Origin of the sequence: Methylocystis sp. IM3 (assembly GCF_038070105.1) — a bacterium.
Lineage (GTDB): Bacteria > Pseudomonadota > Alphaproteobacteria > Rhizobiales > Beijerinckiaceae > Methylocystis.
In genome coordinates this window covers 2,414,795-2,440,078 of sequence record NZ_JBBPBZ010000002.1, presented here as the reverse complement: position 1 = coordinate 2,440,078, position 25,284 = coordinate 2,414,795, and the positions used below count along the sequence as shown (strand labels likewise).

At 61.4% G+C, this 25,284-nt stretch carries 23 protein-coding genes and 1 tRNA gene; 14 read left to right on the top strand and 10 right to left on the bottom strand.

Annotated elements, in window-relative coordinates:
- Nucleotides 1–3 precede the first annotated feature (3 nt).
- The 4 genes from WOC76_RS13895 to WOC76_RS13880 form a co-directional block, all read right to left on the bottom strand.
- Nucleotides 4–621 (bottom strand): hypothetical protein, encoded by a 618-nt coding sequence (locus tag WOC76_RS13895; protein ID WP_341431458.1) that lies wholly within the window; start codon nt 619–621, stop codon nt 4–6.
- A complete protein-coding gene (gene gspM, locus WOC76_RS13890; RefSeq protein WP_341106083.1) occupies nt 618–1,226 on the bottom strand; it encodes a type II secretion system protein GspM in 609 nt (202 codons plus the stop codon). Before gspM ends, WOC76_RS13895 begins: the two co-directional genes overlap by 4 nt.
- Nucleotides 1,223–2,383: a PilN domain-containing protein gene (locus tag WOC76_RS13885; RefSeq protein ID WP_341106084.1), complete on the bottom strand. Its 1,161-nt coding sequence runs from the start codon at nt 2,381–2,383 to the stop codon at nt 1,223–1,225. The genes gspM and WOC76_RS13885 overlap by 4 nt, the downstream gene beginning before the upstream one ends.
- Nucleotides 2,384–2,451: 68 nt before the next feature.
- On the bottom strand, nt 2,452–3,144 hold the full coding sequence (locus WOC76_RS13880; protein WP_341106085.1) for a DUF1190 domain-containing protein: 693 nt from the start codon (nt 3,142–3,144) through the stop codon (nt 2,452–2,454).
- A gap of 153 nt (nt 3,145–3,297) precedes the next feature.
- Here WOC76_RS13880 and WOC76_RS13875 point away from each other — a divergent pair, with 153 nt between their 5' ends.
- From WOC76_RS13875 to WOC76_RS13855, 5 genes are read left to right on the top strand one after another with little or no spacing between them, the layout of a single operon-like run.
- The gene (locus WOC76_RS13875) at nt 3,298–5,016 is read left to right on the top strand and encodes a GspE/PulE family protein (RefSeq protein ID WP_341388717.1); all 1,719 of its coding nucleotides are present in this window, start codon (nt 3,298–3,300) and stop codon (nt 5,014–5,016) included.
- A 5-nt stretch (nt 5,017–5,021) separates the two neighbouring features.
- The gene (locus tag WOC76_RS13870) at nt 5,022–6,236 is read left to right on the top strand and encodes a type II secretion system F family protein (protein WP_341106088.1); all 1,215 of its coding nucleotides are present in this window, start codon (nt 5,022–5,024) and stop codon (nt 6,234–6,236) included.
- Entirely contained in the window at nt 6,233–6,697 is a 465-nt protein-coding gene (locus WOC76_RS13865; protein WP_341106089.1) for a GspH/FimT family pseudopilin, read from the top strand. The genes WOC76_RS13870 and WOC76_RS13865 overlap by 4 nt, the downstream gene beginning before the upstream one ends.
- Entirely contained in the window at nt 6,682–7,092 is a 411-nt protein-coding gene (locus WOC76_RS13860; RefSeq protein WP_341106090.1) for a type II secretion system protein, read from the top strand. Before WOC76_RS13865 ends, WOC76_RS13860 begins: the two co-directional genes overlap by 16 nt.
- Complete coding sequence (locus tag WOC76_RS13855) at nt 7,089–7,712, top strand: prepilin-type N-terminal cleavage/methylation domain-containing protein (protein WP_341106092.1); 624 nt, start codon at nt 7,089–7,091, stop codon at nt 7,710–7,712. The genes WOC76_RS13860 and WOC76_RS13855 overlap by 4 nt, the downstream gene beginning before the upstream one ends.
- 14 nt (nt 7,713–7,726) lie before the next feature.
- On the opposite strand, the gene WOC76_RS13850 is transcribed toward WOC76_RS13855, so the two are convergent.
- The gene (locus WOC76_RS13850; protein WP_341106093.1) at nt 7,727–8,380 is read right to left on the bottom strand and encodes a prepilin peptidase; all 654 of its coding nucleotides are present in this window, start codon (nt 8,378–8,380) and stop codon (nt 7,727–7,729) included.
- 284 nt (nt 8,381–8,664) lie between these two features.
- Here WOC76_RS13850 and gspD point away from each other — a divergent pair, with 284 nt between their 5' ends.
- Nucleotides 8,665–11,034 carry a type II secretion system secretin GspD gene (gspD, locus tag WOC76_RS13845; protein ID WP_341388713.1) on the top strand — a complete coding sequence of 790 codons (2,370 nt, stop codon included), beginning with the start codon at nt 8,665–8,667 and terminating at the stop codon, nt 11,032–11,034.
- Between the two features lie 7 nt (nt 11,035–11,041).
- Here gspD and WOC76_RS13840 read toward each other — a convergent pair whose 3' ends face one another.
- From WOC76_RS13840 to WOC76_RS13830, 3 genes are all read right to left on the bottom strand, one after another.
- On the bottom strand, nt 11,042–11,998 hold the full coding sequence (locus WOC76_RS13840; protein ID WP_341388711.1) for a general secretion pathway protein GspK: 957 nt from the start codon (nt 11,996–11,998) through the stop codon (nt 11,042–11,044).
- Between the two features lie 22 nt (nt 11,999–12,020).
- Nucleotides 12,021–12,464: a type II secretion system major pseudopilin GspG gene (gene gspG, locus WOC76_RS13835; RefSeq protein ID WP_341108771.1), complete on the bottom strand. Its 444-nt coding sequence runs from the start codon at nt 12,462–12,464 to the stop codon at nt 12,021–12,023.
- A gap of 120 nt (nt 12,465–12,584) precedes the next feature.
- A complete protein-coding gene (locus tag WOC76_RS13830; RefSeq protein ID WP_341106098.1) occupies nt 12,585–12,989 on the bottom strand; it encodes a hypothetical protein in 405 nt (134 codons plus the stop codon).
- A gap of 732 nt (nt 12,990–13,721) precedes the next feature.
- Here WOC76_RS13830 and WOC76_RS13825 point away from each other — a divergent pair.
- The gene (locus tag WOC76_RS13825) at nt 13,722–14,204 is read left to right on the top strand and encodes a heme-binding protein (protein ID WP_341106100.1); all 483 of its coding nucleotides are present in this window, start codon (nt 13,722–13,724) and stop codon (nt 14,202–14,204) included.
- A gap of 243 nt (nt 14,205–14,447) precedes the next feature.
- Here the strand turns inward: WOC76_RS13825 and WOC76_RS13820 are convergent, their stop codons facing one another.
- Nucleotides 14,448–16,487: an alkaline phosphatase D family protein gene (locus WOC76_RS13820; RefSeq protein WP_341388708.1), complete on the bottom strand. Its 2,040-nt coding sequence runs from the start codon at nt 16,485–16,487 to the stop codon at nt 14,448–14,450.
- 454 nt (nt 16,488–16,941) lie between these two features.
- Between WOC76_RS13820 and WOC76_RS13815 the strand changes: the two genes are divergently transcribed.
- Together WOC76_RS13815 and WOC76_RS13810 are read left to right on the top strand one after the other, a co-directional pair.
- Entirely contained in the window at nt 16,942–17,316 is a 375-nt protein-coding gene (locus tag WOC76_RS13815) for a hypothetical protein (RefSeq protein WP_341106103.1), read from the top strand.
- A gap of 126 nt (nt 17,317–17,442) precedes the next feature.
- Nucleotides 17,443–18,192: a hypothetical protein gene (locus tag WOC76_RS13810; RefSeq protein WP_341431457.1), complete on the top strand. Its 750-nt coding sequence runs from the start codon at nt 17,443–17,445 to the stop codon at nt 18,190–18,192.
- A gap of 138 nt (nt 18,193–18,330) precedes the next feature.
- Here WOC76_RS13810 and WOC76_RS13805 read toward each other — a convergent pair.
- Nucleotides 18,331–18,398, bottom strand: a tRNA-Glu gene (locus tag WOC76_RS13805).
- A gap of 132 nt (nt 18,399–18,530) precedes the next feature.
- Between WOC76_RS13805 and WOC76_RS13800 the strand changes: the two genes are divergently transcribed.
- The 5 genes from WOC76_RS13800 to WOC76_RS13780 all read left to right on the top strand — a co-directional run bounded on the left by WOC76_RS13800 (nt 18,531) and on the right by WOC76_RS13780 (nt 24,889).
- Nucleotides 18,531–19,781 (top strand): tyrosine-type recombinase/integrase, encoded by a 1,251-nt coding sequence (locus WOC76_RS13800; protein WP_341106106.1) that lies wholly within the window; start codon nt 18,531–18,533, stop codon nt 19,779–19,781.
- Between the two features lies 1 nt (nt 19,782).
- Complete coding sequence (locus WOC76_RS13795) at nt 19,783–20,325, top strand: hypothetical protein (RefSeq protein WP_341106108.1); 543 nt, start codon at nt 19,783–19,785, stop codon at nt 20,323–20,325.
- A gap of 192 nt (nt 20,326–20,517) precedes the next feature.
- Nucleotides 20,518–20,772 carry a hypothetical protein gene (locus tag WOC76_RS13790; protein WP_341106110.1) on the top strand — a complete coding sequence of 85 codons (255 nt, stop codon included), beginning with the start codon at nt 20,518–20,520 and terminating at the stop codon, nt 20,770–20,772.
- Nucleotides 20,769–21,671, top strand: coding sequence for a DUF3102 domain-containing protein (locus WOC76_RS13785; protein WP_341106112.1), 903 nt, complete (start codon nt 20,769–20,771; stop codon nt 21,669–21,671). The genes WOC76_RS13790 and WOC76_RS13785 overlap by 4 nt, the downstream gene beginning before the upstream one ends.
- 209 nt (nt 21,672–21,880) lie before the next feature.
- The gene (locus tag WOC76_RS13780; protein ID WP_341106114.1) at nt 21,881–24,889 is read left to right on the top strand and encodes a primase-helicase family protein; all 3,009 of its coding nucleotides are present in this window, start codon (nt 21,881–21,883) and stop codon (nt 24,887–24,889) included.
- Nucleotides 24,890–25,284: the final 395 nt, after the last annotated feature.

Sequence of the window (25,284 nt, the reverse complement as noted above, 5' to 3'; positions counted from 1 at the left end):
TCGTTATTTCGCAGGCGCATTTCCCGCCGCGAGCGGGTCCATCGGCTCCGCAGGGGGCGGCTCGGCGTACAACTTCAATTTGCTGAACTGGCCCCCGCTCTGCAAGACGACTTCTTTCGGGTTGATCGAGGTCACGGTCCAGGAATCGACGAGGTCTCCGACCTGGCGCCAGGCGCCCGCGGGCGTATCCGTCGAGATCAGGAACGCCTGGGCGGTCGTCTTGTGCCGGATGATGGCGGTGACGCTCAGCCCGCTCGGCGCGTCGGAGACGGCCGTCATGTCTGTGGGGGCCGTGGCGCTCTTCGCCGTGGGTTTGCGGTTCTTGGAGAAGATCGGCCGCGACAGCGACTCCACATCCGCCGACGCGGGCTTGGGTGGGTCGAGTTCGACCGCGGCGAGCGTCGGCGGCATCCAGTCGGGCGCGCTCGCCTCGCTGTCGGAGCCCATGGGACCAAGCATCGCGTAAAGGGCGAAGAGCGCGGTGGCTGAGGTCATCGTTGCAAGCGCGGCGAGCACGATCCCGGAGAGCGGAGAAAGCTGCATGTGCTTGAGGCCCGAAAGCCGGGACCGCGCATTGTGCAGCAACTCCGAAACGCGGATTTTCGCCTCTTCCGTAATCATGGGCGGCCCTTTTTCGGGGCGCCGCCGAAGACGTCGAATTGCGCCTCGAGTTCGTCCGCCTGCTGTGGCGCGCCCCACAGCATCGCCTGGCCGCGCACAGACGCCGCTGTGATGATGAGGAGGGGCGGCTCACCTTCCAGGGCGCGCGCGAGCGCATGAATATTTTCGTATGATCCCTGAATATCGAGGCGCGCGCCGACGAGCGTCACGCCCTGAAAGGGTTTCGGAGGGAGCGTCTGAATTGATCGTACCGTGACCTGTGAGGCCTCGGCGAGCGTCTTCAGACGCGCCTGCAGATTGGCGTCGATGACGCCGTCGCTGTCGCCGTCGAACAGCTCGCCGCGCGCGTTGATGTCCGATATCTGCTGCGCGTAAGCGTTGATCTGCTGCTCATGCGCGACGACGGAGGCGTAGCGCGCGAGCGTCTGCCGCCGCTCCGCGATGGCCTCGGCGCCCGTCGCGACCATGCGCCGCGCGGGTTCGATGATTACGAGATAAAACAACAGCAGCGCCAGCAGATTGACGCCGGCGAAGGCGGCGCGGCGGCCGGCGGGCGAATGGCGGAACGATTTAAGGGCCGGCGGCCAGTTCTCGCGCCGGCTCATTTGCCGCCCTCCGGCTTCCTGTGTTCGAGTTTCGCTTGCAGCGAAAAGCCTTCGCGCTTTTCCTTCGGGTCAGGCGTGATGGGCGCGGTCAGCCCCGCGTCGCTGAAGAGCGGCGATTTGTTGAAGAGCGCGGGCAAGCCGACTGCCGAACTCGCAAAACCCGCGATATCGACCGCGTGTTCGTTGGGTTTGGGCTCGCTCAGCCGGAAATCGGTGACATAGGCGCTGTCCGGCAGGATACGGGCCGTCTCCTCCCACAGATCGGCGAATTGCGGCCCGTTGCGGCGGGCGATCCGCAGGACCGAGAGAAGGCGGCTCTCGGAGGAGGCGCGATCGACGACCTGGCGCACGCGCGCGGCGCGCGCCGACATTTCCTGTATCTTCCCGTCGAGCTCCTCGGCGAGCGCATTCTGACGCCAGAGCGTGGCGACGACGCCGATGATGAAGAAGCCCGCCGCCGCCGCACAGAGGCCGAGTGCGAGATTGCGGAAGAGATGCGACGTTTCGCTTTTGGCCGCGAGGGTGATGAGCGGCGTCTGCGCCCCGCCGCGCGGGTCGGCGGGGCGGACGAAGGCGATATCCGAGAAGGCGAGCCCGGCGCGCTCGACGGCGCTTTCGGCAATATTGCGCCGCAGGATCCACAAGGCGACGCGCAGCTTGTCGGGATTGCCGGGATGTTTCGCGGCCGTGTGGCCGTAAAGCACGTCGGCCAGCCGAAACGGCGTCTTGCGCTCGATGTCTGCGACGAGCAGCTTCGGCAGGCTGGCGGCGGCGGCGCTCGGGATGTCGAAGCGCCGTACGAAAAAGGCTTCCGGTTCTATCTCCAGACCGATCCGCACGGCGTTGCGCGCGAGGCCGCGGGTCCTCAGCGCCTCTTCGAGCGTCGAAGAAGCAAGCTCCTCTCCCGAAAGGCGCCAAAGCCGCCCGCCGCGCGCGTCGATACACCAGAGATCGGGATCCCCCGCTCTCAGAATCAGCTGCCGGTCGCCTCGGTCCGTAAGCCAGGCGGCCGTCTCGGGTGGAAACAGGCTGAAGAATTCGCGCCGGTACCAGGCGAGGAAACGAAGCGCCGATGTCCTGACCGAACCTTCGAGGATCTCTCTCGTCCAGAACTCGCTTGCCACCAGAAAGACCTCGGCGAAAAGACGCGGCGCCAAAAAGCGCCAAAGGCGACGCGAACTTAGCTTTCCCCGCGTGGCCCGGCAATCGCGCCGGCGCGCCTGGGCTAGCGGATGAAGGGCGCGCTTTTCAGCTGCAGTCGGCGCTGCTCGCGCGTTTCGGCGTCACTGGCGGTCGCGCCCTCGATCGCGCCGAGGGCCGCGGCTGCGAATGTCACTTCCCCCGTAAAGGGCTTGCGCTTGGAGAAGGGAACGAACCGGTCGGGCGCAAGAATGGCGGCGTGTTCCTGCGCAGCTTTGGCCTGGAGAGAGACGCCCTCTTTCTCCTCGTAGGATTGGGACACCGGATAATAAGGGAAGATGCGGCTCGCGGTCTCGACGGCGAGCGTCGGCGCCGCCTCGACCCCTTTCGTGGAGGCGATCATTTCGACGCCGAGGGCCATGGGCGCATAGGCCGTCGCCTCTGCGGGGGCGTAGGAGAGGACGTCCTCGACCGGCGCGTCGCCCTGAACCGGCTCGCAAAGATGGAAATGCAGCCGGCACTCCGTCGCGGCGGCAAAGCGCGGGGCCTTCTCGCGCATTTGCGCGCGCGCGTTCGCGAAGGCCGCCGCGCACTCGCGGGCGGCGAAGGCGCCCGAGGTGACGCAGGCGTCGCGCGTGGCGAAGAAATAGGTCTTGCCCGGCGTCGCCGCGAAGGCGGCGGGGGATAGGGCGAGCAGGAAGGCGCACAGGGAAAGGCCGCGCAGCGTCGTGGCGCGCGCGTCTCGAGTCGCTGCGGCGGATGCTTCTGTCCTCGACATCTTACTAAAGCTCGGCGGAAACTCGGCTGGTTGAGACTTGTGCCTTGCGAGTGCATTCTACTCTCAAATATGGCATTCCGTGGTCAAGCGCGGCCGACGGTCGAGCTTGTGTCTCTTTCACAAGAAAGGTTCCCGATGGAGGCGCGAAGCCAGATGGCGGGAGCGGAAGTGATGCTGGACGCCGACAGCCCGGTTTTCGCGGAGGCTTTCGGCGCCTTTCTGCTCGCCCAAAAGGCCATCGACGAATTGGCGCTGCAACGCTCGCGGCGCGCGGCGTCGCAGAGCGGAGAACGCTTCGATCACGTGCTGACGAAGCTCGGCCTCGTCTCCGAGGCGGACCTTTGCGTCCACCTCGGCAGATTCCTCGAAATTCCGCAGCTGGAGGCGCGCGATCTGCCGCTAGAGCCGCCGCTGCGCGATGAAATCCCTGAGAAATTCATTCACGCCAACAGGCTCCTGCCGCTCTCGGTCGATGACGGACGCCTCTTGCTCGCCGTGGTCGATCCGCTGGATCCCGAGCCCGTCCGGGCGCTCGCCTATTCGACCGGCCGTCAAATCGAACTGCGCCTCGCGTCGCCGGCGCAGTTCGAAAAGGCGTGGTCATCGCTCTATGGCGCGCGTCAGGACGGCGTGTCCTTCGTCGATAACGACCTGCGCGCCAATGACGCGAGCGAATTCGACCTTCAGCGTCTGCGCGACATCGCGAATGAGGCGCCCGTCGTACGTCGCGTCAATCAGATCATCGCCGACGCCATCGAGGCGCGGGCTTCAGACATTCACATCGAGCCTTCGCTCGACGCCGTGCAGGTCAGATACAGGATCGATGGCGCATTGCGCTCGGCCGAGATTTTGCCGCCGGGCCTCAAGGCGGCAATTGCCTCGCGCATCAAGATCATGGCGAGGCTCGACATCGCCGAGCGCCGCCTGCCGCAGGACGGGCGCATCAAGCTCGCGATCCGCGGCGTGGACATTGATTTCCGCGTTTCGACGCTGCCGACAGCCCATGGCGAGAGCATCGTGCTGCGCATTCTCGACCGCAGCCAGATCGCGCTCGATTTCGACAGGCTCGGATTCGAGCCCGAGACGACGGCGCAACTGCGCAAGGTGATGCGCAATCCGAATGGAATCGTGCTTGTCACGGGTCCGACCGGCTCCGGCAAGACGACGACGCTCTATACGGCGCTCAAGGAGCTGACCAAGCCCGACGTGAAGGTCTTCACCGTGGAGGACCCGATCGAATATCAGCTTGCGGGCGTCAATCAGGTTCAGGTGCAGCCATCGATCGGCCTCGACTTTCCCAGCACCTTGCGCGCGATCCTGCGTCAGGATCCCGATGTCGTCATGATCGGCGAAATCCGCGACGCAGAGACGGCGCGCATCGCCATTCAGGCCTCGCTCACGGGCCATCTCGTCTTTTCGACGCTTCACACGAACAGCGCCGCCGCGTCGATCACCCGCCTCATCGACATGGGCGTCGAGAATTATCTGATCGCCTCGACGGTGAAGGGAATTCTGGCGCAGCGTCTGGTGCGGCGGTTGTGTCAGTCCTGCGCGACGCCGCTCGAGACGCGCATGCAGATTCGCGCGCAATTCGCTGGAGAATCCTTCGCAGCCGCGCGAGATCGCCTCTCGTCCCCAAAAGGCTGTCCGCAATGCCGCAACCTCGGTTATTCCGGGCGCTCGACGATCGCGGAGCTTCTTGTCATGAACGAGCGGATGCAGCGCCTCGTCTGTGAAGGCGCGCCCGACGCCGAGCTCGAGGCCGCGGCGCGCGCGAGCGGCATGGTCACCATGTATCAGTGCGGCATGGGCAAGGCGTGGCGCGGCGAGACGACCATCGAGGAAGTCGCGCGCGTCACGCGGATGGACTGACGCTCATGCCGATGTTCAGATATCGCGCCTATAGCGGCTCCGGCGATCTCGTCGAGGGCGAAATCGAGGCGAAGAGCGGAGACGAGGCCGAGGATGCGCTGTTTCGGCGCGGGCTCACGCCCTTCGAGACGCGGGAGGCGAAGCCGGCGTCGTCCATCGTCAGGCTTTCCTTTGGCAAGAGCGCGCCCAATGCCGCGCAGATCGCCTCCTTTACCCGTGAATTCGCCACGCTCGAACAGGCTGACGTGCCGCTCGATCAAAGCCTGCGGATCCTCGCCGCGCAGAGCCCGACCGAGGCGCTGCGAAAGCTCGCGCAGGAGATCTTGACGCATATCGTCGACGGCGCCTCGCTCTCAGACGCGATGTCCCGCCGCCCGGACGTCTTCTCGCCCGAATACATCAATGTGGTGCGCGAGGGCGAGGCGGTCGGCAGGGTCGGTCCCGCGCTGCTCGACCTTGCCGAAATGCTCGAGCGGCGCCTGGAGCTCAAGGCGCGCATACAGAGCGCGCTCATCTATCCCGCGCTGCTCATCACTCTCGCCATCATCTCGACCGGCGTGGTGCTCGGGACGCTCGTGCCGAGCATCGCGCCCATCTTCGCCGACAATGGCAAGGACATGCCGTCGGGTCTCCAGTTCATCCTCGATATCGAGGCCAACTCTGGCGGCATTGCCCTCGCGCTCGGCGCCATCGCCGCGGCGATCGCGTTCTTCTACAAGATGGCGCAGACGCGCCCCCATTTGCAGATCGCCATCGCTCGATTCTACCTCCGAATTCCGGTCATCGGCGGCCTGCTGTCGCAATTCGCGGCAGCGCGCTTCGCCCGCACGCTCGGCTCCATGCTGAAGGCGGGCGTGCCGCTTCTGCAAGGTTTGGAGAGTGCGCGCGTGGCTGTCTCCAACAAATTCTTCAACAATGAACTCGCCGACGTCATCGAGGCGGTGCGCGGGGGCTCCAGCCTCAGCGGCGCGCTCGCGGGCGTGCCGCATTTGCCGCCGGTCGCGGTCCAGATGATCACGATCGGCGAGGAGACGGCGCAATTAGGGGACATGCTCCTGCGCGTCGCCGCCATGTTCGAGCGACAGACGCAACGCTCGATCGAACGGGCGATGGGCCTGCTTACGCCCATCCTGACGATTACCATTGCGGCCGTCGTGGGCGGGCTGATCATGACGGTGATGGACGCCGTGCTCAGCATCAACGATCTTGCGGCGAAATGATGCGGCGCGGCGGCAAAGGGCAGGGGCGGCGGGCGGGTTTCACCTTGCTCGAGTCGCTCGTGGTCATGGCGGTGATCGCGCTCGTCGCGGGAATGGCGTCGCAGTTGCTGCGCCCGCCTTCCGGACGCCTGCGGCTCGAGACCGCGGCGCGGAAATTCTGCTCGACGCTGCGCGCGGCCCGCGCGCGCGCCATCGCCCTCAACAGCGAAGCCTCCGTCTTCGTGGATCTCTCCAGTAAAACCTACACGTCGCCCGTCGGCGCGCCCGGCAACTTTCCCGCCGACGCTCTGATTACGCTCGAAGTCGCAAACACACAGCAGGCGTCGCCGCGAAGCGGCATGATCGCCTTCTTTCCCGACGGCGGTTCGACAGGCGCCGTAATGACCCTGCAAACGTCGGACGCGCGCGCGCGCATCGCCGTGAACTGGCTGACGGGCGACGCCAAATGCGCCATCCTCTGAGATCGAGGCGGGGCTTCTCGCTGATCGAGGCGCTCGCCGCTTTCGCGATACTGGCGATGGCGCTCGGCCAATTGCTCAACGGCGTGAGCGGCGGCGTGCGCAACGAGGCGCGCGCGGATTTCCTCCTGCGTGCGGCGCGCCAGGGCGCTTCGCAGCTCGACGCGCTCGGCGTCGGCGCGCCGGTCCCATTCGGCGAGTCGAGCGGCCGCTATCCAGATGGGCTTTACTGGTCCCTCTCCGTCAGGCCGGGGACGAGCGCCGCCGATCCCTCCGGGCAGGCGATCGCGACGAGCTTCCATGCGCGCCTCGTGATCCGAAAGCCTTCGGGCTATGGTGAGACCCTGACCCTGTCGTCCCTCAAGATCAGACCCGTCGAGCAGCGGCAGCCGCGATGACGCGACGACGCGACGGTTTCACGCTTCTCGAGCTGCTGCTGGCGATCAGCATTCTCTCACTGATCACGGCCTCGATCATGGGCGGCCTTCACCTCGGCCGCCGGAGCTGGGAGACGACCCGCTCAAGCGAGGCGCTGGACGAGATCGAGGCCGCGACGCGGGCCGTGTCCGCGCTCGTCGGGAAGAGCTTTGTCTTTCTCCCCGATCAGACCGGGTCCATGCAGCCGGAGCCGCCGCCGATCTTCCGCGGCGCCGCCAATGGCTGCCGCTTCGTGATGCTCAGCGAGGGCGGCGCGCAATGGGGTGGCCTGATCCTGACCGAAATCGGCGTCGACCGCGGGCCGGCCGGCGATGAGCTCGCCGTCTGGACGAAGGTCTATCGGCCACGAGAGGGGCTGGCAGCGAAGCGCGAGACGATGCGCAAGACAATCGTTCTCGAGGGGCTCGCCGGATTGCAGATTTCCTATTTCGGCGCGCAGCGGCAGGATCAGGCGCCAGCCTGGAGCGCCGCATGGAACAGCCCCTATGCGCTCCCGGCCCTGATTTCCATCAAGATCGGCGCACGCCGGTTTGGTCGAGTCATCGAGGCGGCTTCCACGGTGGCGATCCGCCAGCAATAGCGAGAGCGCAACGCTCAGCCGAATTCGAGAGGGCCGAAGACCCAGGCGAGCCACAGGCCGAGCGCCAGATGCGGACCGAAGGGCAACGGCGCGCGCGCATTTTCGAGCGTTCCCTCGCGCAGGGCGATGGCGGCGGCGAGAAGCGCGGAGAGCGTCGCGTAGATCAGGCAGCCCGGCAGACCCTCGAAGCCGAGCCAAAGCCCCGCGACGGCGAAGAGGCTCGCGTCGCCTTCGCCGACGCCCGGCGCGCCGCGGAGCGCCTCATAGGCAAGGGCGACACCCCGAATGGCGACGTAGCCCGCGGCGGCGGCGGCCAACCGCGCGGCGGTCTCCTGTGGCGACAGGAGGAGCGATGTCGCGAGTCCGCAAAGCCCGAGGCAAAGGAGCGGTCCGTCCGGAATGACGAAGTAACGAGCGTCGAACAGCGCGACCGCGCAAAGTGCGACGAACAGGCACAGGCTTGGCAGTATGAGCCAGCCCAGGGCGGCGCTCTGGGCGAACAAGGCGCCGAGCGCCACGAGCGAGAGCCATGCGGCGGCTGTCAGCGCCCGCCCGCCCGCCTGCCCGAGCAGGATGCCGCGCGCCAGGGGCGCGAGTGCGCGGCGGCGGCGGCGGCAAACGGGCGCCCCCCGCCAGCGGCCCGCCTCGCCTGCGAGATTTCGGAGCAAGAACCTCTCCTCCCATCGCTCTGTTGATCGTCCGTGCGGGTTTGTGCGAGTTTATGTCTCGGCGTCAACGGCAGGAGCCCTGTTGAACGCCGTCACCATCTTGCTGAATTTCAACTGAATCGTTGCAATTGTAAGACCAGGATGTTACGAAATCGGGTCGATCGTCTCGTTTTTAGAAGCTTGGCAGCTGATGTCGCGTCATTCCCAAAAGCGGGTGCAGGCCTTCGATCAATCAATGGGTTCTTGTCTTGCGTTTGATCCCTCAAACAACTGCGCTCGTTTTGGTGATCGCCGCTCTCGCCGCCTGCAACTCCTCGACCGTATCCGGCGGGCCGCCCGTGGCGGAATGGAACGTTGCGCCAATCTCGCGTGAGCCGGTCGGGGGGGCGGGGGCGTCGGCCGTGCCGCTCTCCTCGAGAAATCAGGCGAGGGCGATCGTTGCGACCGGCACGGGCCGGCTGATCGGCGCGGGGAAGACCCGCCAGCCGGCGCAAGAGCCGGTCGGCGAGGACGGGGTGACCCTCAACCTTGTCGATCTGCCGATCTCCCAGGCCGCGAAAATCGTCATCGGCGACATCGTCGGCGCCGACTTCGTCGTTGATCCCAAGCTCGACGGCAAGGTGACGGTCCATACGGCCAACCCGGTGCGCAAGAGCACGGCGCTCGACCTTTTCCAGTCCGCGCTGCGCGTGTCGGGGGCCGCCGTCGTGAAGGCCGGCGACATCTACAAGATCGTCCCCAGCGACCAGGCGGCCGTTTCGGGCGAGGTGATCTCCGGCGACGCCCTGCCGCCCGAGGCTACGCCGCTCGGCCAGACCGCGCGCGTCGTGCAACTGCGCTATGTCTCGGCCTCCGAGATGAAGCGCGTGCTCGAACCGATCGCCGAGCGCGGGTCGATCGTGCGGGCGGACGACGCGCGCAACACGCTGACGATCAACGGGTCGGCGCAGGACATCGCCACGCTGCTCGACGCCGTCAGCATGTTCGACATCGACACGATGAAGGGCATGTCCTTCGCGCTCGTGCCCGTGCGCAGCGGCGACGCCGATCTTCTGGCGGACGACCTCAAGAACGTCTTCGGTTCGGAGAAGGAAGGGCCGATGGGCGGCATGATCCGCTTCATCGGCAACAAGCGTCTGTCGTCGATTTTGGTCATCTCGTCGCAGCCGCAATATATCGCCCGCGCCCGCGCCTGGATCGATAAGCTCGACGCGCGCGCCGAGCACAGTGAAAAACAGTTCTTCACCTTTCGGGTTCAGAACCGACCCGCCAAGGAACTGATGGCGGTTCTCACCTCCGTCTTCGGCTCAAAGGGGCAGGGGGCCGATCCGAACGTTTCCCCGCGCTTCGGCCAGTCGTCCTTGTCATCTGGCGGCATGAACGGCGGCGGCATGATGGGGGGCGGAAGCGGCGGGGGAGCGTCGTCGAGCCCGCTCGGAGCATTGTCCGCATCGGGGCCGACAGGCGGCGGCTCGATGGCGTCTGGCGGCGGCGCGCCCACCGGCGGCGGGCCGTCTGGCGGCGGCGGGTTCGGCGCGGGTTTTGGCGGCGCAGGCGGTTCGCCGAGCAGCATCAGCGGCCTGAGCGTGCCCGGCGACTCGTCGGGAGGCGGTCAGGCCGGACCGACGCCGGCGGTCAGCCTGGACAATGATCGTTACAAGATCGGCGTCGACGACGCCAAGAATGCGCTCATCGTCATGGCGACGCCCGAGGATTATCGCCGCGTTCGGGCCGTCATCGAGACGCTCGACGTGCTGCCGAACCAGATTTTTCTCGAGGCGACGATCGCGGAGGTCCGGCTGAACGACACGATCCGTTTCGGCGTGCGCTGGTTCATGCAGACTCATCCCAATATTTTCGGATTCAGCGGCCTGCGCGGCGGCAATCCGGCAGCCAACGACGCGCTCGGCAACAACCTCCTCGGCACGAATGTCGGCGCGGTCTTCCCCGGTTTCGCCTATGCGTTCCGGACAACGAGCCAGCAGCTCACCATCGACGCTTTGAACGCCATCACGGACACCAACATCATCTCGACGCCGTCGCTCATGGTGCTCGACAACCGCGAAGCCATTCTACAGGTCGGCGACCAGATTCCGGTGCAAACGCTCACCAGCGTTTCTGCGATCGGCAACACCTTCAATTCGGTGAATTACACCAATACGGGCGTCATTCTCAAAATCACGCCGCACATCAGCGAAAGCGGTCGCGTGATGCTCGAGATCGAGCAGGAGGTCTCCAACGTCGATCCCCTGTCGGACCCCACCAGCACGACGCCGCGCATTCAGCAGCGCAGGGTCAGAACCCAGGTCGTCGTCAATGACAATGAATCGCTGATGCTCGGCGGCCTCGTGAAGGCCGAGACGGGGAAGAATTCATCCCAGATTCCAGTCGCGGGCGACGTGCCCATTGTCGGCAATCTCTTCAAAAACCATGGCGATTCGATCGACAAGCAGGAGCTGATCATCATGCTCACGCCGCATGTCGTGCGTTCGCTGAGCGAAGGCCGCGAGATCACCGAGGAATACAAGCGCAAGCTGCTCGACATCTCGTCCCGCGCCGTCGGGCGGCCTCACGACATCGAACAATCCTTGCGGCGCACCGTGCTCGACCCCTGGTCAAAGAGCCCCTGGCGCGTCGACAAGGAGACGCGGTGATCAGCTCTCAGCAGTCTGGAACGCCCGCGCCATTGGTGGCGATGATGGCGCGCAGCCGTTCGGCGTATCGGGACGGGCCGCGTCTGATTTCCCTTATGGCGAACTGCTTCCCGCTCTGCGGACGCAGATCGAGGATTGCGTCTCTTGCGATCGTCTGCCCGCTCGCCAGTCTCGCCTCGGCGTGGATCAGAAAGGAGCTCTGGTCGCCGGGCTGATTGAAATTCGCGGGGAAACGCGGATCGGTCCGTTTCAGATTGTTCGGGTAGGGCGCTGCGATGAGGGCGCGCGCCTCCTCGGCTGGCAGGCCAGCCAGGGCGGCGAAGAGCGCGGGCGGGCTCGAGCGCGCATCTACGCCTGCGCTTCTCGAATGGACGGTCGCAAGGGGCGCGAGCGTGCGAAACAGCGCGGAATCGACGCCGCTCACCTGATCAAGCTCCATCACGGTCTCAAACAGCCCCTGCTTCGGCCCGACGGGCTTGTCGCCGGTCGGAGTCGGGCTGTTCTGGCTCAGGCCGTCGACGGACGCCGTCCGAAAAGCGACGATCGCGGCCGCGATCTCCCGCGCTTTCGAGTCGTCGAGGCCGAGGCCGACGAGGGCGGCCTGCAGGAGTTCGGGCTGCGACGCATTGAGGTCGATCTTGCCGGCTTCGTCTTCGATGGCCAGGGCCACGGCCGCGCGGTCGAGAACGCAGAATTTTGGCGCGCCGTCGTAAACCGCTTCGCCGGGGATGAGAGCGTCCTTCCGCGAGAGAAGCGCGAGAGTGGCAAGGTTGATCGCGCTTTCGGCGACATAGCTTGCCTCAGTCGCGCTGGCGATGTTGAACGCGGTTTGCAGGCGCAGCCGGCCCGAAGTCATGAAGGCCACGACGAGCATCGAGATCAGCCCCGTGCCCCAGATGACCGCCAGCAAAGCGAACCCCGCGCGCCTGGTTTTGGCGCGGGGCGCTTTGACCCTTGACCTCACGCCGCGATCTCGCTCTTGAGACTTACTTGGCTGTCGCGCTGCGCGAGATTGCGCCCGCGGAGCCCTCGCGTCCCTCGGGGCCCATGGACCCGACGTCATAGGGGCCGTTCTGGCCGGGCGCGCGATAGAGATAGGGGTGACCCCACGGATCCTTGGGAACGCCAGCCGATTTGAGATAGGGGCCGCTCCAGGAGGAGATGCCCGCAGGGCGCTGCACGAGCGCGCCGAGCCCTTCCTCGGTCGTGGGATAACGTCCGGCGTCCAGATAGAAGAGGTCCAGAGCGCTCGACAGGTTTTCCATCTGGATTTGGGCGGTCTTCACTTTCGATTCCGAAAGGTAGTTCAGCACGCGCGGGCCGACGAGACCGACGATCGACCCGATGATCGCCAGCACGACCAGCATTTCGACCAGCGTGAAACCGGCGCGCCGCCTCTGCGCGCGCGCCCGGCGGGCGCGGCTCTTCATGAATTTCACGGATTGATCCAAACCCTTCTGCATGTTTCTGTTCCCGTCTTGATCTACGAGGGATTTACCCGGAGACCGGCGCCGCCCGCAACAAACGCCGACCACCCGCCCGGGTGCGGATCAAAGTTCCACGTAAACGTCGCAGCCATAGATCGAGACCGGATTGCCCTCCGCGTCCTCTATCTTGTTCCAGCATTTGCCGACGCCCGATATCATTCGGTAGATGAAGACGCCTTCGGCTTCGACGACGCGCTTTTCAGGGACCCGCTGCCGGCCCAGATAGTTGTAATAAGACACGGCGATCTCGTCGCCGCAGCGGTAGAGGGTGCCGCGGTCGAGGAGAAAGACGGTGGCGCGGTCCTTCGCATGGCTGATGCAGTAGGAATAATGTTTGAGCGCATCGGGCCTGACATTGATGTCGGCGAGGGCGGATGATCCTGAGCAGGGCAGTGCCCCGGCAAAAAGTAACAAAAATAGTGATCGCCAGGCGTTCTTCAGTCTGTTGGGCTGAAAGCTCCCGTCCATTTCACCTCCGGCGACGCGGCGCGCATGTCACAAGCATGTGTATGGCTGTTTTTCGCGCGGCGCAATGCGGGGCTATGAGGATGCGTCCGACCTAAAGATCGTGACAATTGGCTCCCGGGCTCCCGCCAAAAAAAGAGGCCCCGAACCGCGAGGCGCTCCTTCTCGAAGGTGTCTGTACTGCGACTTATATTGAAAGACGTTCAAAAAACTGTGGCATAAATAGCACTGAAATCTGGCTTTTTGTCCAGATGGCTTGACCGGGCGACACGCCCATGGTCCATATCCATGCCCGTTACGAAGCGCGAATGATTTGGAGGCTACATTCAAAGGTTGAGAGTTTCCTTATTATTTGCGCCTCTATCGTCGTTCTGACGACGTCGCTATATCCGCGCACCTAAGCCAATCCTTACGACGGCAGATTCTTGAAGTCTGCTTCACGCACCGTGGTTTGTGGCGCGTGTTGGCGAATACGGGCGCTTGTTTACTTAGCGGGTATTTTATTAATGCCTGCCTAATTGGGAGGGGAGCATGAAAAAACTTGGATTTATTGCATTCGCAACGCTGGTTGGCGCTCTGATTTCGGCGACGCCGGGCTCGGCGCAGAGCGTGGCTTTCCGCGGGACCGGCGGTAACGCTGGCGGGGGTAATTCAGGCGAAGGCGCGTGCCCCGTAACGTATCAGCAGCTAAAATCGGCCATGGGCGTTGTCGTTCCCGGCGGACTTGGGAACCCCATGTGGGGCGTCGTGGTGAATCGTAACGGCACCGTCTGCGCAGTCGCCTACTCCGGGGCGACGATCACGTCCCAGTGGCTGCTGAGCCGTCAGATCGCCGCAGCCAAGGCCTTCACGACCAACGGTCTGAGCCTGAAAAACCATCCGATCCCGACGATCGCTCTTGATCCGCTTGTCCAGCCCGGCGCCGGCCTTTTCAACGTGGCCTTCGGCAACATCCAGGATGCCGCGGCTGCGTACAAGGGTCCCTTCAGCTCGTGGGGCACGCAGAATGACCCGATGGTTGGAAACCGCATCGGCGGCACGATCACCTTCGGTGGCGGCGTTCCGCTCGTGGCGGCGACGGGCGCCGAGCCGGTTGGCGGTCTGGGCGTCTCCGGCGACACGGCTTGCCGGGATGACAGGTTTTCTCGGGCTGTCCGCGGAAAACTGGGCTTGGACAAGGTTTCCGATGGAACGCCTTGCGTCGACCCCGCGAATTGACGGCGTGGACTTAGTGTAATTTTCGAAGCGCCCGCCATATTCTGGCGGGCGCTTTTTTTTCCCGGATCGGCTCGGTCAAACTCGGAAATGATGCGCCGTGAGCGGCTTTGTTCACCGGGCTTTTGATGGTTGAAGACCCGCGCGACGAGTGAAAGCGCCGTCGCGCCAATCGTCAAAATGTGCCTTTAAGGTAAGGCGAATGGACGTCCGCCGGTTCGATGAACATCCATGATTTCGCATCGACTAGGGATTGGTCGGGACGAGCGCAAACTCAATGAGTTTTCTGGGTGGCCGCACGCAATTGGCTGACAGGAGGGTTGCGCACGGCGCCGGATAGGCGTCCGGCGCATAGGCGTCGACGCCCCAATAGGAGACCGTCATTTTAGCATTGGCGTCCCAGGCGATGGAGACGTAGTTGAAACTCGTGCCGTGTAGGAAGTCCACTCCCTGCGGGGCCCTCGCTGCGTTGGGGTCCCCCTCCCGGTAGAGGACCGACAAGCCCGGATAACCCATAAGGCCGATGGGCGGCGCGCCATTCTTGGTAATTTCCTTGTCATAGGCATTGAGGATTTTCCGCGAGGCGTCGATCCCAAAGCCGTTATAATTGGGATCCATAGCGTTCTGATAAGGACCGACGGCGCCTGCGGGACCGGCAAGAATCTGAATCGTGTAGGGAACCTCGACCCAGGGATTTCCCGCTTTGGCTCCAGCCGGCTGATAGGTGAGCTTCGTCGCGCGAGACAGATGATCGTCCGTCGTCAGGAAAACGACATTCTTGACGCCGTTGTCCGCGATGAACTTCATTATGTCGTTTCTTTCATAATTGTAGCCGCCCACCCAGCTCTTGTTGTCCAGCGCCTTGGTGGAAAAATCGACCCATATGTCGATGGGCGTGGAAAGTGCGACGATTTTCCATTTGACCCCCGCGTCCCGGGCGTCGAGGAGCTGCTGCTTGAACCATGCCAGCTGCGTCTTTCCCAGCATCGTCCGCCTGGGATCGTTTGCGACGATCGGGCTTACGTTGACCATTCGCGCGTCGCGATATGATCTGTCGTCGAGCTGGATATATCGGATATTGGCGCCCCACGGACGCGCGAAGTAGTTTTGGACCGTGCCGTTCGTTCGTGGATCGTCCGGCGCCTGGATAGTCGGCGTCGCGCCCAGTAAATTTACCGGAGTCAGGGCGCCCGGTAGTCCGTTCAAGTTTATCGACGTGGCCTGAGTATTGTAAAAGGCCTTGATCATCGCCTGGAAGGAGTTGCTCCTGTTGACGAAGCTCGCCCCGGCATTGGCGCCGGCGTCTTTCAGGCATCGGATCCATCTCGTCTTGGGCGCCGGCGGCGGAACGAGGGGCAGCGGCGACTCCATGGCGAAGCATTGGGAATCCGGCGGAGGCTGGTAGGCCGGATCGGTTTCGCCGTCGAGGTAGTTTTCCTTGATGGAATATTTCGACGCGCCGCCGGAGATCATGGCGTTATAAAGCTCGTGGTTGTCGAGCAGCGTATAGACGCCCTGCGAGGCGAGCATGTTTTTTACGCCTTGCTGCAGGGCCGGCAAGACGGAAAGCTGTCCGGTGGCGCTGTTTACGCCCGTGGCTTCTTCGAGATATTTTCTGTAAAACCTGTTCAGATCGGGTTTTGTCAGGGCAGGACTGAGAGGCGTCAGTTCGTTTCCGGCTTTTTCTTCCGGCGATCCCTTGGCCCCTGGCAGGGCCTCCGAGCCTTTGGCGTTGGTCTCGTAGATGATGTCGCCGAGGTTGACGAACTGGCGCAGGCCGATGGACCCGCCCTGAGCGCCAAAATTATTCAGCAGGGCGTAAGGGCGGTATTTTGCATCATAGTCGCCTGAGAAACCGATTGCGAAAGGCGCTGCTGTGGTCCTGTCGGGATTGGTCGTGAACTTCCCCGTCTGGCTCCGGTAGATGACGCCATTGCGCGTGACGCTGAAACGATAATAATAACGCGTGTTCGCTGCGAGTTTGCCGACGAGGAATTTGGCCGAATTGCCGTTGTTGGGGTCGGTGCTGGCGCTCGACGTGAAAATGATCCTGAAAAACGCGGGGTCCGTAGCAACTTCGGCCTTCAGCAATTCAGCCGGGGCGGAGGTCTGAATCGTGCCGTCGGCATATCCGATCTGCGTCCAGATGATCGAAGCGGTATCGGTGACGTCGCCCGCGGATACTGCGACAAAGGCCGGACGCAAGGGCTGCGCGCGGGCTTCGAGGCCGCCTATTCCAAGAGAGAGAGAGATCATCGAAAGATGGAACGCGGACCTGAAATTCATACCTGGTATCCTCTCTATATGTGAACAGGGGCAATAGTTCGGGCGGGTGACGATCCGTTAGAATTGCGAAAAAGTGTTTCATATTCAAGAGTTAACATTACAGTAAGTTACAAAATGGAGGTATGTTTCAAATTTGCAACACCCGATCCAAGCGAGGGGGGGCCTTCTCGCGAGCGCGATGTGGCGCCGCGGATGGGCGCGGAGAAACGGCAAATCAGAGAAATCGGTGCGATTTGGTCTGGGGGCTGCGCGGGGGCGGCGATTTCGGCGTCGATTTCCGGAGCAGGGATCCCGGCGTCCGTGCGCAGCGCCATTGCGGCGCCGATAATGATCTCGCACGGAGCATTCCGGCCGGCCTCGCGACCTGATACGGCCTGCCCGTCGCGCTGTTTGTGAGCAGGGCGAGTTTACATCGCGCGCAAAACGCGTCTAGCTGGCGCCTCCGGAGGTTGTCATGTCCCTACGTCCCTTGCGCGCCGCTTGCCTTCTCATGCTTGTGGCCGTGCTGCTATCCCCGGAGTCGTCGGCGGCGCGGGGCCGGCGCTGGTGGTCGGCCCCTGCGGCCCAGCGCCTCGGGCCATGGGTCGAGGAGGGGTGGCGCCGCGAGGACTGGTCTCGCGCGCCCGCGATACGCGACTGGGGTTTTTCCGCCCCCTGGAGCTACGATCCGGAAACTGGGTATCCCTCCAGCACGGCTGAATATCCGTGGGGCTATACGACTCCCTTCGTCCGCGTCGGGCGCAAATGCATTGCAAACCAAATCAATTATAGCCCCGGCGGCGACTGGGTGCGTTACCAGAGGGTCCAGCCATCCTATTATTGCCGTTGATCCGCCTCGGACCTCGCCGTTCTTTCTGGCGCGAGGTGTAACAAAAGGTAATGTTTGGCCATTGGCCTGCTCTTCGCTGTGTCTTATAGGTTCCGGGCTCCTGTCCGGCGCTTCGAGGCGAAGAAAATGAAGATTATGCAGGCATATAAAAAATTGGGGGGTTTCCCGCTCGTCCTCTGTTCCTTGGCCTTGTTGGCCGGCGCCGCGAATGGCGCGCAACTATCCGACGTATTGCTCGGGGAATTGGCGCGGCTCAGGAGTACGGCGGGCCAGCCTTATGTCATCTGTAAAAACCAGACCTATGCGCTCTGCGCGACCGCGACCTCTTTCGTCTATCAGGAAGTCGCTTACGCGAAATGCCAGGTCAAGCGGGGCGACAGCATCAGCGCGCCGCCCCTGTATTATCCGCCGGGTACGAAGGTTCAGAAAAACATCTGCGATTATAACGCAGAAGGGGCCGGCAACGGTTACATGGTGAGCACCTACAGCCTGCCGTCATCGATTCTGAAGGATAATCCGGCGGCCAATCAGGCGCTTTATACATGCCCCGGCGGCTCCACGGCTGGCTACGCTCAATGCGATGGTGGGACATGCTTCACGAGCACCATTGGGAAGAGTTTTCCGGGAGTGGGGCAGCTCAAGAACGACGAGATCATGTGCTCCTGCCCCATCACGCAGGCGTCAGCTTCCAGCGCTCCCTTCGGTTTTCAGTTCGTGGGGCCTTATCCCTGCCAGCAGGAGGCTTTCAAGTTCTGCTCGCAAAACGTGCAGAATGGCAGCATCATCCCGGTTGGCGCGCCCCCCGGCGCGGGGCGCTATCTGACCATCCAGCTGACAGGCAAGAACGCCACGCTGAACGAATGTTTCATGAACTAAGACAGACGGGCAGGAAAATCCGGGCGCCACACCGACTGGCGCCCGGAAGCAGCGGACGCATTTGATCAGGCGTTGTTGCGCGCCTCGCGCAAGCGGGACCTCCGCACGCGGTTCTCACAACAAGTCTCTGGATTGGTCTGGCGCTCCCTAGGGGACTCGAACCCCTGTTTTCGCCGTGAGAGGGTCATGTCAGCGTCCATTACCGTTCATGCGCGTGTAATTTAACATGTTGATATAATAACGTATAGCTGGAAGCGGTTCCGGTGCCGCCCGTCCTTGTATTGGGCTATATAGGTGCGCATATTACACAAAATTACACACAAAGGGGTCCTGCTACAGTGGCGAAGAAGACCAAAGCCGTGCGCCTCGATAGCAAAAGTGAGCGCGCCAAGCTCGCGCCGCGCGGTGTGCCCTATTACGCCTCGATAGGGCGCGATCTGCACCTTGGCTACCGAAAGGGCAGCAAAGTCGGGGTTTGGGTTGCCCGGCGTCGCGTGGCGGGAAAGTATATGGGCGAGACCCTCGCCGACGCCGACGACATTCACCCCGCCAACGGGAAAACAATTCTAAGCTGGGCAGAGGCGCAAGATGCCGCCCGGCGCTGGGCGAGCGGCGGCGACGCCGCTGCTGCGGTTGAACCGGGCGCGCCGCTATCCATGGCGCAGGCGCTTGAGGATTACCTGAAGTTCCTCGAAGCCCACCGCAAAAGCGCCGCTACCGCCCGCAATCGCGTAAAAAACGACATTGGTCCGGCGCTCGGTCATCGCCGGGTAGATAGCTTGACCACAAGAGAGTTGCGAGATTGGCTCGCGGCGCTCGCCGCCCGTCCCCGCCTGACGAGGGGCAAGAAAGGCCGGCCCGCCCGCGCCTTGGCGCATCCCGAAACCGAGGAGGAAATACGAAGGCGACGGTCCACCGCGAACCGAACACTTACGATTCTGAAAGCGGCGCTCAACTATGCATTTACCGAAGGGCGTGTCACCAACGACACGGCGTGGCGCGCAGTAAAGCCGTTCCGCGAGGCCGACACTGCCAAAGTCCATTACCTCACGCCCGATGAAGCGGCGCGCCTTGTAGCCGCTTGCGACCCGGGATTCGCTGACCTTGTTCAAGGCGCTCTTTTAACCGGCCTTCGATACGGCGAATTGATTAGGTTGCGTTGCGGGGATTTCACCGCCGCTGCTAACAAGCTGACGGTTGGGAAGACTAAGTCGGGAAAGCCGCGCCACGTCGCGCTGACCGAAGAGGGCAGGGGGCTCTTCAGGCGGCTCACGGAAGGGCGACAGCCGAATGATATTGTTTTCCTGCGTCCGGATGGCGCGCCTTGGGGCGCTTCACATCAAGCCCGTCCCCTTGCCCGTGCCTGTGAACGCGCGAAAATCGATCCTCCCGCGACCTTTCACATTTTGAGGCACAGTTATGCTTCGGCATTGGCGCAGAAGGGCGCACCATTGGATGTTATCGCCGCTCAATTGGGTCACGCGGACGCGCGTATGACAACAAAGCATTATGCGCATTTAAGCGACGATTACATCGCCGAGACAGTCCGCAACAAGCTTCCGGAATTCGGGTTTGGCCGAGAAGAGTAAGTTGGGCAGCGTCATGACTAAGCGCCGAACGCAGAAGATCGAGTCGCAGATCGAATATGATCCAAATGAATTTATGTCGGATGAGGAAGCCTTGGAGGACGAGGTAAATCTTCTTTTCCACCTCGATGACGATATGAATCGCTTTTATAATTACAAAGCATGGCTAAAAGTATGCATCGAAGTTGATCAGACCCGTGATTTCGCGCCATTGCTCGATCTGATGCAATCAGAGCCGCTCCCGAAAGAAATGCGGCCCTTCATCCGTGATCTTTTCGAACGCCATGGATTGATCAAGGGCGTTCGTAAGGATATGCGACGCACCCCACTCTATAGAATGACCCGCTCGGAACGCGAGTTAATCTTTGCCTGCCAGGAAGTGGAGGAAAGGGTCAAAGGCTATGGAATGAGCGTCGCAGACGCTATTCAGCAAGTTGCCGAGAATGAAGAAATGGATGCAAATACTATAGAGAACGCTTACACAGGTAGGCATAATCCCATGCGGAAATTGAGACAGCGCCTCAAAAAGCGCCATCTGCGTTCCTGACCCGATAGCCCTCAACGCCAAGGTTTACACTAAGAGGCCGCCGCTCTGGCGGCCTTTCCGTTTTGGAGCGCAGACAAATCCTAAGACTTTCATCCTATTTGTCTCCGCCCCGATTTTACGATGATCGGGGCTTTAGACAGGCGCTCGGCGCGTGTGTAATTAGGGAGTCCTCTCGCATCCAAAGAGGACGAAATGGAACACCGCCTAGACGCCTACACCTTCGTGGAATTCTGTCACGCGCACAGGATTTCACGCTCCACCCTTTACAATTTGTTCGGTCAGGGTCTCGGACCTCGCGTCATGCATGTCCGTGGCCGCCGTCTCATCAGCAATGAAGCCGCTGCCGAATGGCGCAGCGCTATGGAACGGCGCAATGCCGAAACCGAAGCCGAACAAGCAATCAAATCGCGCTCTGAGACAAAGGACGTGGGGGAGGCAAGACAATGACCTCCTTAACTCATCCAGCAGCCGATACCTCATCCGCCATCAGCAATATGACGCTCCGCGAAACGTGGGCCGAGAGGATCACCGCCGCTTGGCAGAAGTCAGTCGCTTCGATCCTCGAAACGGGCCACAACCTCATCCAAGCAAAACAGGAATTGGAGCACGGTGAATGGCTCAAAATGATCAAGGATGAGCTTCCGTTTGGGGAAGATACGGCAGAGCGACTGATGAAAGTGGCACGCAACCCCGTGCTTTCAAATTCCGATCATGGTCGGAATCTACCCGCTTCATACCAGACCCTCTACGAACTGGCCAAACTGCCAGACGACCTTCTGGAAAAGAAAATCGAGAGCGGAGAAATTACACCGCGCACAGAGCGAAAGGATGTAGTGAGCATGCGTGGCGAAGCCCCAAAGGCATCCGCCTCAGGACGCTCGGGGGTCGTCAAACATCCGGAACTCGAGACTCAGCTTGCCGCAGACACGAAGGTTGCACTTGAGGAAGCCACCGACTGGATCAAAACCAAGGCGGAGGGTGATGACATGCCTGTCGAGACGATCATTTCATGGTTCGAACAATTCGAATCGGAGCAGCTTATCGCAATGCTGCGCAAGGGCTCTGCCGATGAAGCTGTCAAACGGCCTATCATTGGTGTGTTGCGCCATTACAAAACTGAGTATGGCGCTACCAAAGTGGATGCAGCATGGGCAAAAATTGTTCGAAAAGACGCAGCCTTGGGGGGATCATCCGTGAAGCGGAAGCCTTCCACCAAAACGCCTACCGCCAAGAAGCCCACCACCAAGAAATCTACAACCAAGAAGTCCACCACAACCACTGAGAAAGTAGCAGAGGACACCGAGATACAGGACCCAGCCGAGACTGCGTCTCCCACCAACTCCTGAGAGAACCATTCAACCATGTGGCGAGCGCCTTGGAGAAAATAGCGGTCGCAATGAAGAATACCCTTCGCCCGGCGCTCGCAGAACCGGGACTTCTAGAAAGAAGCGGGCCGACATACCGATTGCCCAAGCCAATATCGCCCCAAGGGCGATGGCGTCGCGAAACTCTCAAATCTGACAAGCGCCTGAAAACGGCGCGGAGGTTTCGCGTCATGACGGAACATATCATTGAAAAAGACCCGGCTCGCGGGCAAGGCGAGACCGGGCCGCATAGCAATCCCAACGCCACAGAGAATAGCAGCACGGGCATAAATGGCAAGCCGCACCCGTTCGCGAAGTCTGTGCCAGTCTCGATTGAAATGGTCCGCTTCGTCAAGGAAGGCGGCCCCCTCACGAAAAAGATATCACTCGACGCTGACGGAGAACTCGTAAGTGATGGAAGTCAGTGTCGTATGTGCGAAGGCGTTCAAGAGCGCCTGCCGCTGAAAGATTGGCGAGAATTCGCTGAAATTCTCGATAAGACCCCTCGTGATACAGCATATGGCGTCGGCAGGTTGAAGGAGCAATTCGGCGACAGCGTTGTGGTCGAAGTGATTGGCAAAGTCACCACAGGCGCAGCGCGCAGCAAAGAATCGATTTCCTATCGCGAAGGCGAGCCAGCCTTTGCGTTGTTGGATCATGACACAAAGGAAATGCCCGACGCGGTAAGAGAGAGGCTCGACGCGCTTGGCGGCTTGCATGGGGCGCTCGATCATATCTGCCCCGAACTGCGCCAAGCCGGATACATCTGCCGCAAATCGACTAGCAGCGGCGTCTACATCAAAAAGACCGACGAAAAGCCCGGCAAGAAATTCCAGAAAGATGGCGAGCACATCTATCTGCTTGTCCGCGACGGTTCCGACACCAAGAGGTTGCTCGATACGCTTCATACTCGCGCATGGGCGAACGGTTTGGGCTGGCATATGCTCAGCAAGAACGGCTCATATCTGTCTCGATCCATTGTTGATCGAAGCGTGAGCGACGCTTCACGCTTGGTCTTCGAGGCCCCGCCGGATTTGGACCACCCTTCACTGACGCAGGATCGGCCAGAACCGCAAATCCATGATGGCCTCCCGTTCGACAGTCGGAAATATTGTCTCGATCTGACTGCGGCCGAGAGCAAGGCGTGCGCTGACGCGATAGCCGCTTCAAAAGCGCGTCTCAAGCCGGAAGCCGATAAGCGCCGGAAGAAATTCGAAGAACAAAGAGTCGCCGAGGCGCTTGATCGCGGCGTCGATCCCGAAACGGCGAAGCGGATGGCGCAGCAATGGACAAAAGGCGTGCTGCTGCCCGACGCCGTGCTCGATTTCCGCCGCCATAAGCTCGGCTTCGTCACCGTGGCCGACATTCTCGCCTGCCCTGAAAACTACCTCGAAAAATACATTCCCGATCCGCTCGACGGAGACGACCTGCATTATTCAAGCGCCGCCAAGGTCAGACAACGAGAGGACGGAAGCGTATATGTCGTGTCTTTCGCACATGGACTCGTCACCGAGTATAACTTTCGCAGCGACGACTGTCTCGACGATCCGGCGATTCGCGCTCGGATCAATGAACTACATCGTCAGACCGAAAGCCTCGATACGCTAAGCGCCGACTTCGCGGAGATAAAGGACGAAGCGATCAAGCTGTTCGCGAATTCGTCAGACAACTACCGGGGCGATCCGAAGGAACGGCGATATTTCTATACGCAGTGGAAAATGGACGCCAAGACGCTCATCAAGCGCCTACGCCAAGAAGACGATACCCGGCGGCGCGAGCAAGAGGCGGGACGCGGCGGCAATCCCGACGATCAAAAGGTCGCCGAAATCAACAAGGACCACTTCATCGCCTACGAGGGAAGCAGGATATTCGTCTTCCATGAGAAGTATGACAACGTGCTCGAACGGCGATTCTATGACCGGATTAGACCGAAGGATTTCGAGATAGCGCACGAAAACCATCGCGTCCCGGTCGTCACCGCCAACGGCATCCACGACATGGGCTTCGGCCAGTATTGGCTGCGCCATCCCGAGCGGCGTCAATATCTCGGCGGCGTCGTGTTCGATCCGGCCAACCGGCATCGGCCTGATCAATTCAACTTGTGGAGCGGCTTCCGCGTTGAAGCGAAGAGGGGATCGTGGAAGAAGTTCAGGAAGCATCTCTACAAGGTTGTCTGCCGCCGCGATAAGCGTCTGTTCAAATATCTGATCCGCTGGCTCGCCAACGCCGTGCAGCATCCTGAGAAGCAGGGCGAAGTCGTAATCGTCATGCGCGGCGGCAAGGGCGTCGGCAAGGGCTTCCTCGGTCGCGTCATGGTTAGCCTATTCGGTCTCCATGGAATGCACATCAGCAACGCCGAGCATCTTGTTGGAAAATTCAATCAGCATCTGCAAGGATGCTGCCTGCTTTTTGCCGACGAGGCTTTCTATGCAGGAGATAAGAAACATATCGGTATCCTCAACAGGATTATCACCGAACATTCACTTTCGATCGAGGGAAAGGGCAAGGATATTGTCGAAAGCAAAAACTACATACACATGATCATGGCGTCGAATGACGACTGGGTTATTCCAGCGTCGCGTGACGAGCGACGTTATTGCGTGTTCGACGTGAGCGACGAGCACAAGCAGGACACGGTTTACTTCGGTGCGGTCCAGAAGGAACTCGACAACGGCGGCTATGAGGCCATGCTGTACGATTTACAGCAAGTGGATCTCAAAAACTTCAGCGTTCGTGATTACCCAGAAACAGAAGCTCTCCAAGATCAGAAGCTACGATCGCTAAAGCCGGAGGAAAGATGGCTGCATCGCATCTTGTCGCAGGGATATATTCGCAGGTCTGACTCTGGATTGAACAGTATGGAAACGTGGCACGAGGCCGTGACGACCGACTTTCTATACGAGAGCTATGAGAAGTTCGCCAAGGAGAACGGCGCGCGCGGCTGGTTGAATCCAGTCCACTTCGGCCGATTCATGCACGACATGGGATTTATGACGAAGACGCAATCGCGAGAAGCGTTCCATGGCGAGGCCGGACGCGGGTTGGACGTTCGCGTCCGATACAATGACGACCGCAAGCCTGCCTATCGGTTAGGAACGCTGGCGCAGGCGCGGGAGGCGTTCGCCAAGGCGACAGGTCTGGCGCTAACTTGGCCAGAGGACGAAGAGTTGGACGGCGTGGACGAAGAGCCTTCGATGTGAAGGTTTCGTTGCTCATAATTCGACTCCTGACGTGGCTTGGGCGGTTTCTGTGGTGTGCAAGAGTAATACCCTTGCGGAACAAGGGTCACTTGGCGCTACTATTGTCGGCTAAGTGACGGTAATCATTCTGGTTAACGCCTATCGCAAGAGTAACGGGGGTAAAATCGAGAAAATTCTTTAAGGGCGCGAAAAGACATCTATGCCCCTGAAACGCGTTCTTTGGCTTTCGACCTTTGATTCCCTCGCGGCCTTATACACGCAAGATTATTAGTCTTGTTACCCTTGTTACCCTTGTTTCCCGAGCATTCTCTAGGCGAAAATCGGCAAGGGTAACTTTTAACTACTCTTGCTACCCTTGTCGCATCATTCGCGTGGGACCGGCACCAATTGCGCCG

Excerpts from the sequence above, each read along its gene's own strand:
- WOC76_RS13895 (WP_341431458.1), bottom strand. The coding sequence starts at position 621 with ATGATTACGGAAGAGGCGAAAATCCGCGTTTCGGAGTTGCTGCACAAT.
- gspM (WP_341106083.1), bottom strand. The coding sequence starts at position 1,226 with ATGAGCCGGCGCGAGAACTGGCCGCCGGCCCTTAAATCGTTCCGCCAT.
- WOC76_RS13880 (WP_341106085.1), bottom strand. The coding sequence starts at position 3,144 with ATGTCGAGGACAGAAGCATCCGCCGCAGCGACTCGAGACGCGCGCGCC.
- WOC76_RS13875 (WP_341388717.1), top strand. The coding sequence starts at position 3,298 with ATGGCGGGAGCGGAAGTGATGCTGGACGCCGACAGCCCGGTTTTCGCG.
- WOC76_RS13870 (WP_341106088.1), top strand. The coding sequence starts at position 5,022 with ATGCCGATGTTCAGATATCGCGCCTATAGCGGCTCCGGCGATCTCGTC.
- WOC76_RS13865 (WP_341106089.1), top strand. The coding sequence starts at position 6,233 with ATGATGCGGCGCGGCGGCAAAGGGCAGGGGCGGCGGGCGGGTTTCACC.
- WOC76_RS13860 (WP_341106090.1), top strand. The coding sequence starts at position 6,682 with ATGCGCCATCCTCTGAGATCGAGGCGGGGCTTCTCGCTGATCGAGGCG.
- WOC76_RS13855 (WP_341106092.1), top strand. The coding sequence starts at position 7,089 with ATGACGCGACGACGCGACGGTTTCACGCTTCTCGAGCTGCTGCTGGCG.
- gspG (WP_341108771.1), bottom strand. The coding sequence starts at position 12,464 with ATGAAGAGCCGCGCCCGCCGGGCGCGCGCGCAGAGGCGGCGCGCCGGT.
- WOC76_RS13830 (WP_341106098.1), bottom strand. The coding sequence starts at position 12,989 with ATGGACGGGAGCTTTCAGCCCAACAGACTGAAGAACGCCTGGCGATCA.
- WOC76_RS13825 (WP_341106100.1), top strand. The coding sequence starts at position 13,722 with ATGTGGGGCGTCGTGGTGAATCGTAACGGCACCGTCTGCGCAGTCGCC.
- WOC76_RS13820 (WP_341388708.1), bottom strand. The coding sequence starts at position 16,487 with ATGAATTTCAGGTCCGCGTTCCATCTTTCGATGATCTCTCTCTCTCTT.
- WOC76_RS13815 (WP_341106103.1), top strand. The coding sequence starts at position 16,942 with ATGTCCCTACGTCCCTTGCGCGCCGCTTGCCTTCTCATGCTTGTGGCC.
- WOC76_RS13810 (WP_341431457.1), top strand. The coding sequence starts at position 17,443 with ATGAAGATTATGCAGGCATATAAAAAATTGGGGGGTTTCCCGCTCGTC.
- WOC76_RS13790 (WP_341106110.1), top strand. The coding sequence starts at position 20,518 with ATGGAACACCGCCTAGACGCCTACACCTTCGTGGAATTCTGTCACGCG.
- WOC76_RS13785 (WP_341106112.1), top strand. The coding sequence starts at position 20,769 with ATGACCTCCTTAACTCATCCAGCAGCCGATACCTCATCCGCCATCAGC.
- WOC76_RS13780 (WP_341106114.1), top strand. The coding sequence starts at position 21,881 with ATGACGGAACATATCATTGAAAAAGACCCGGCTCGCGGGCAAGGCGAG.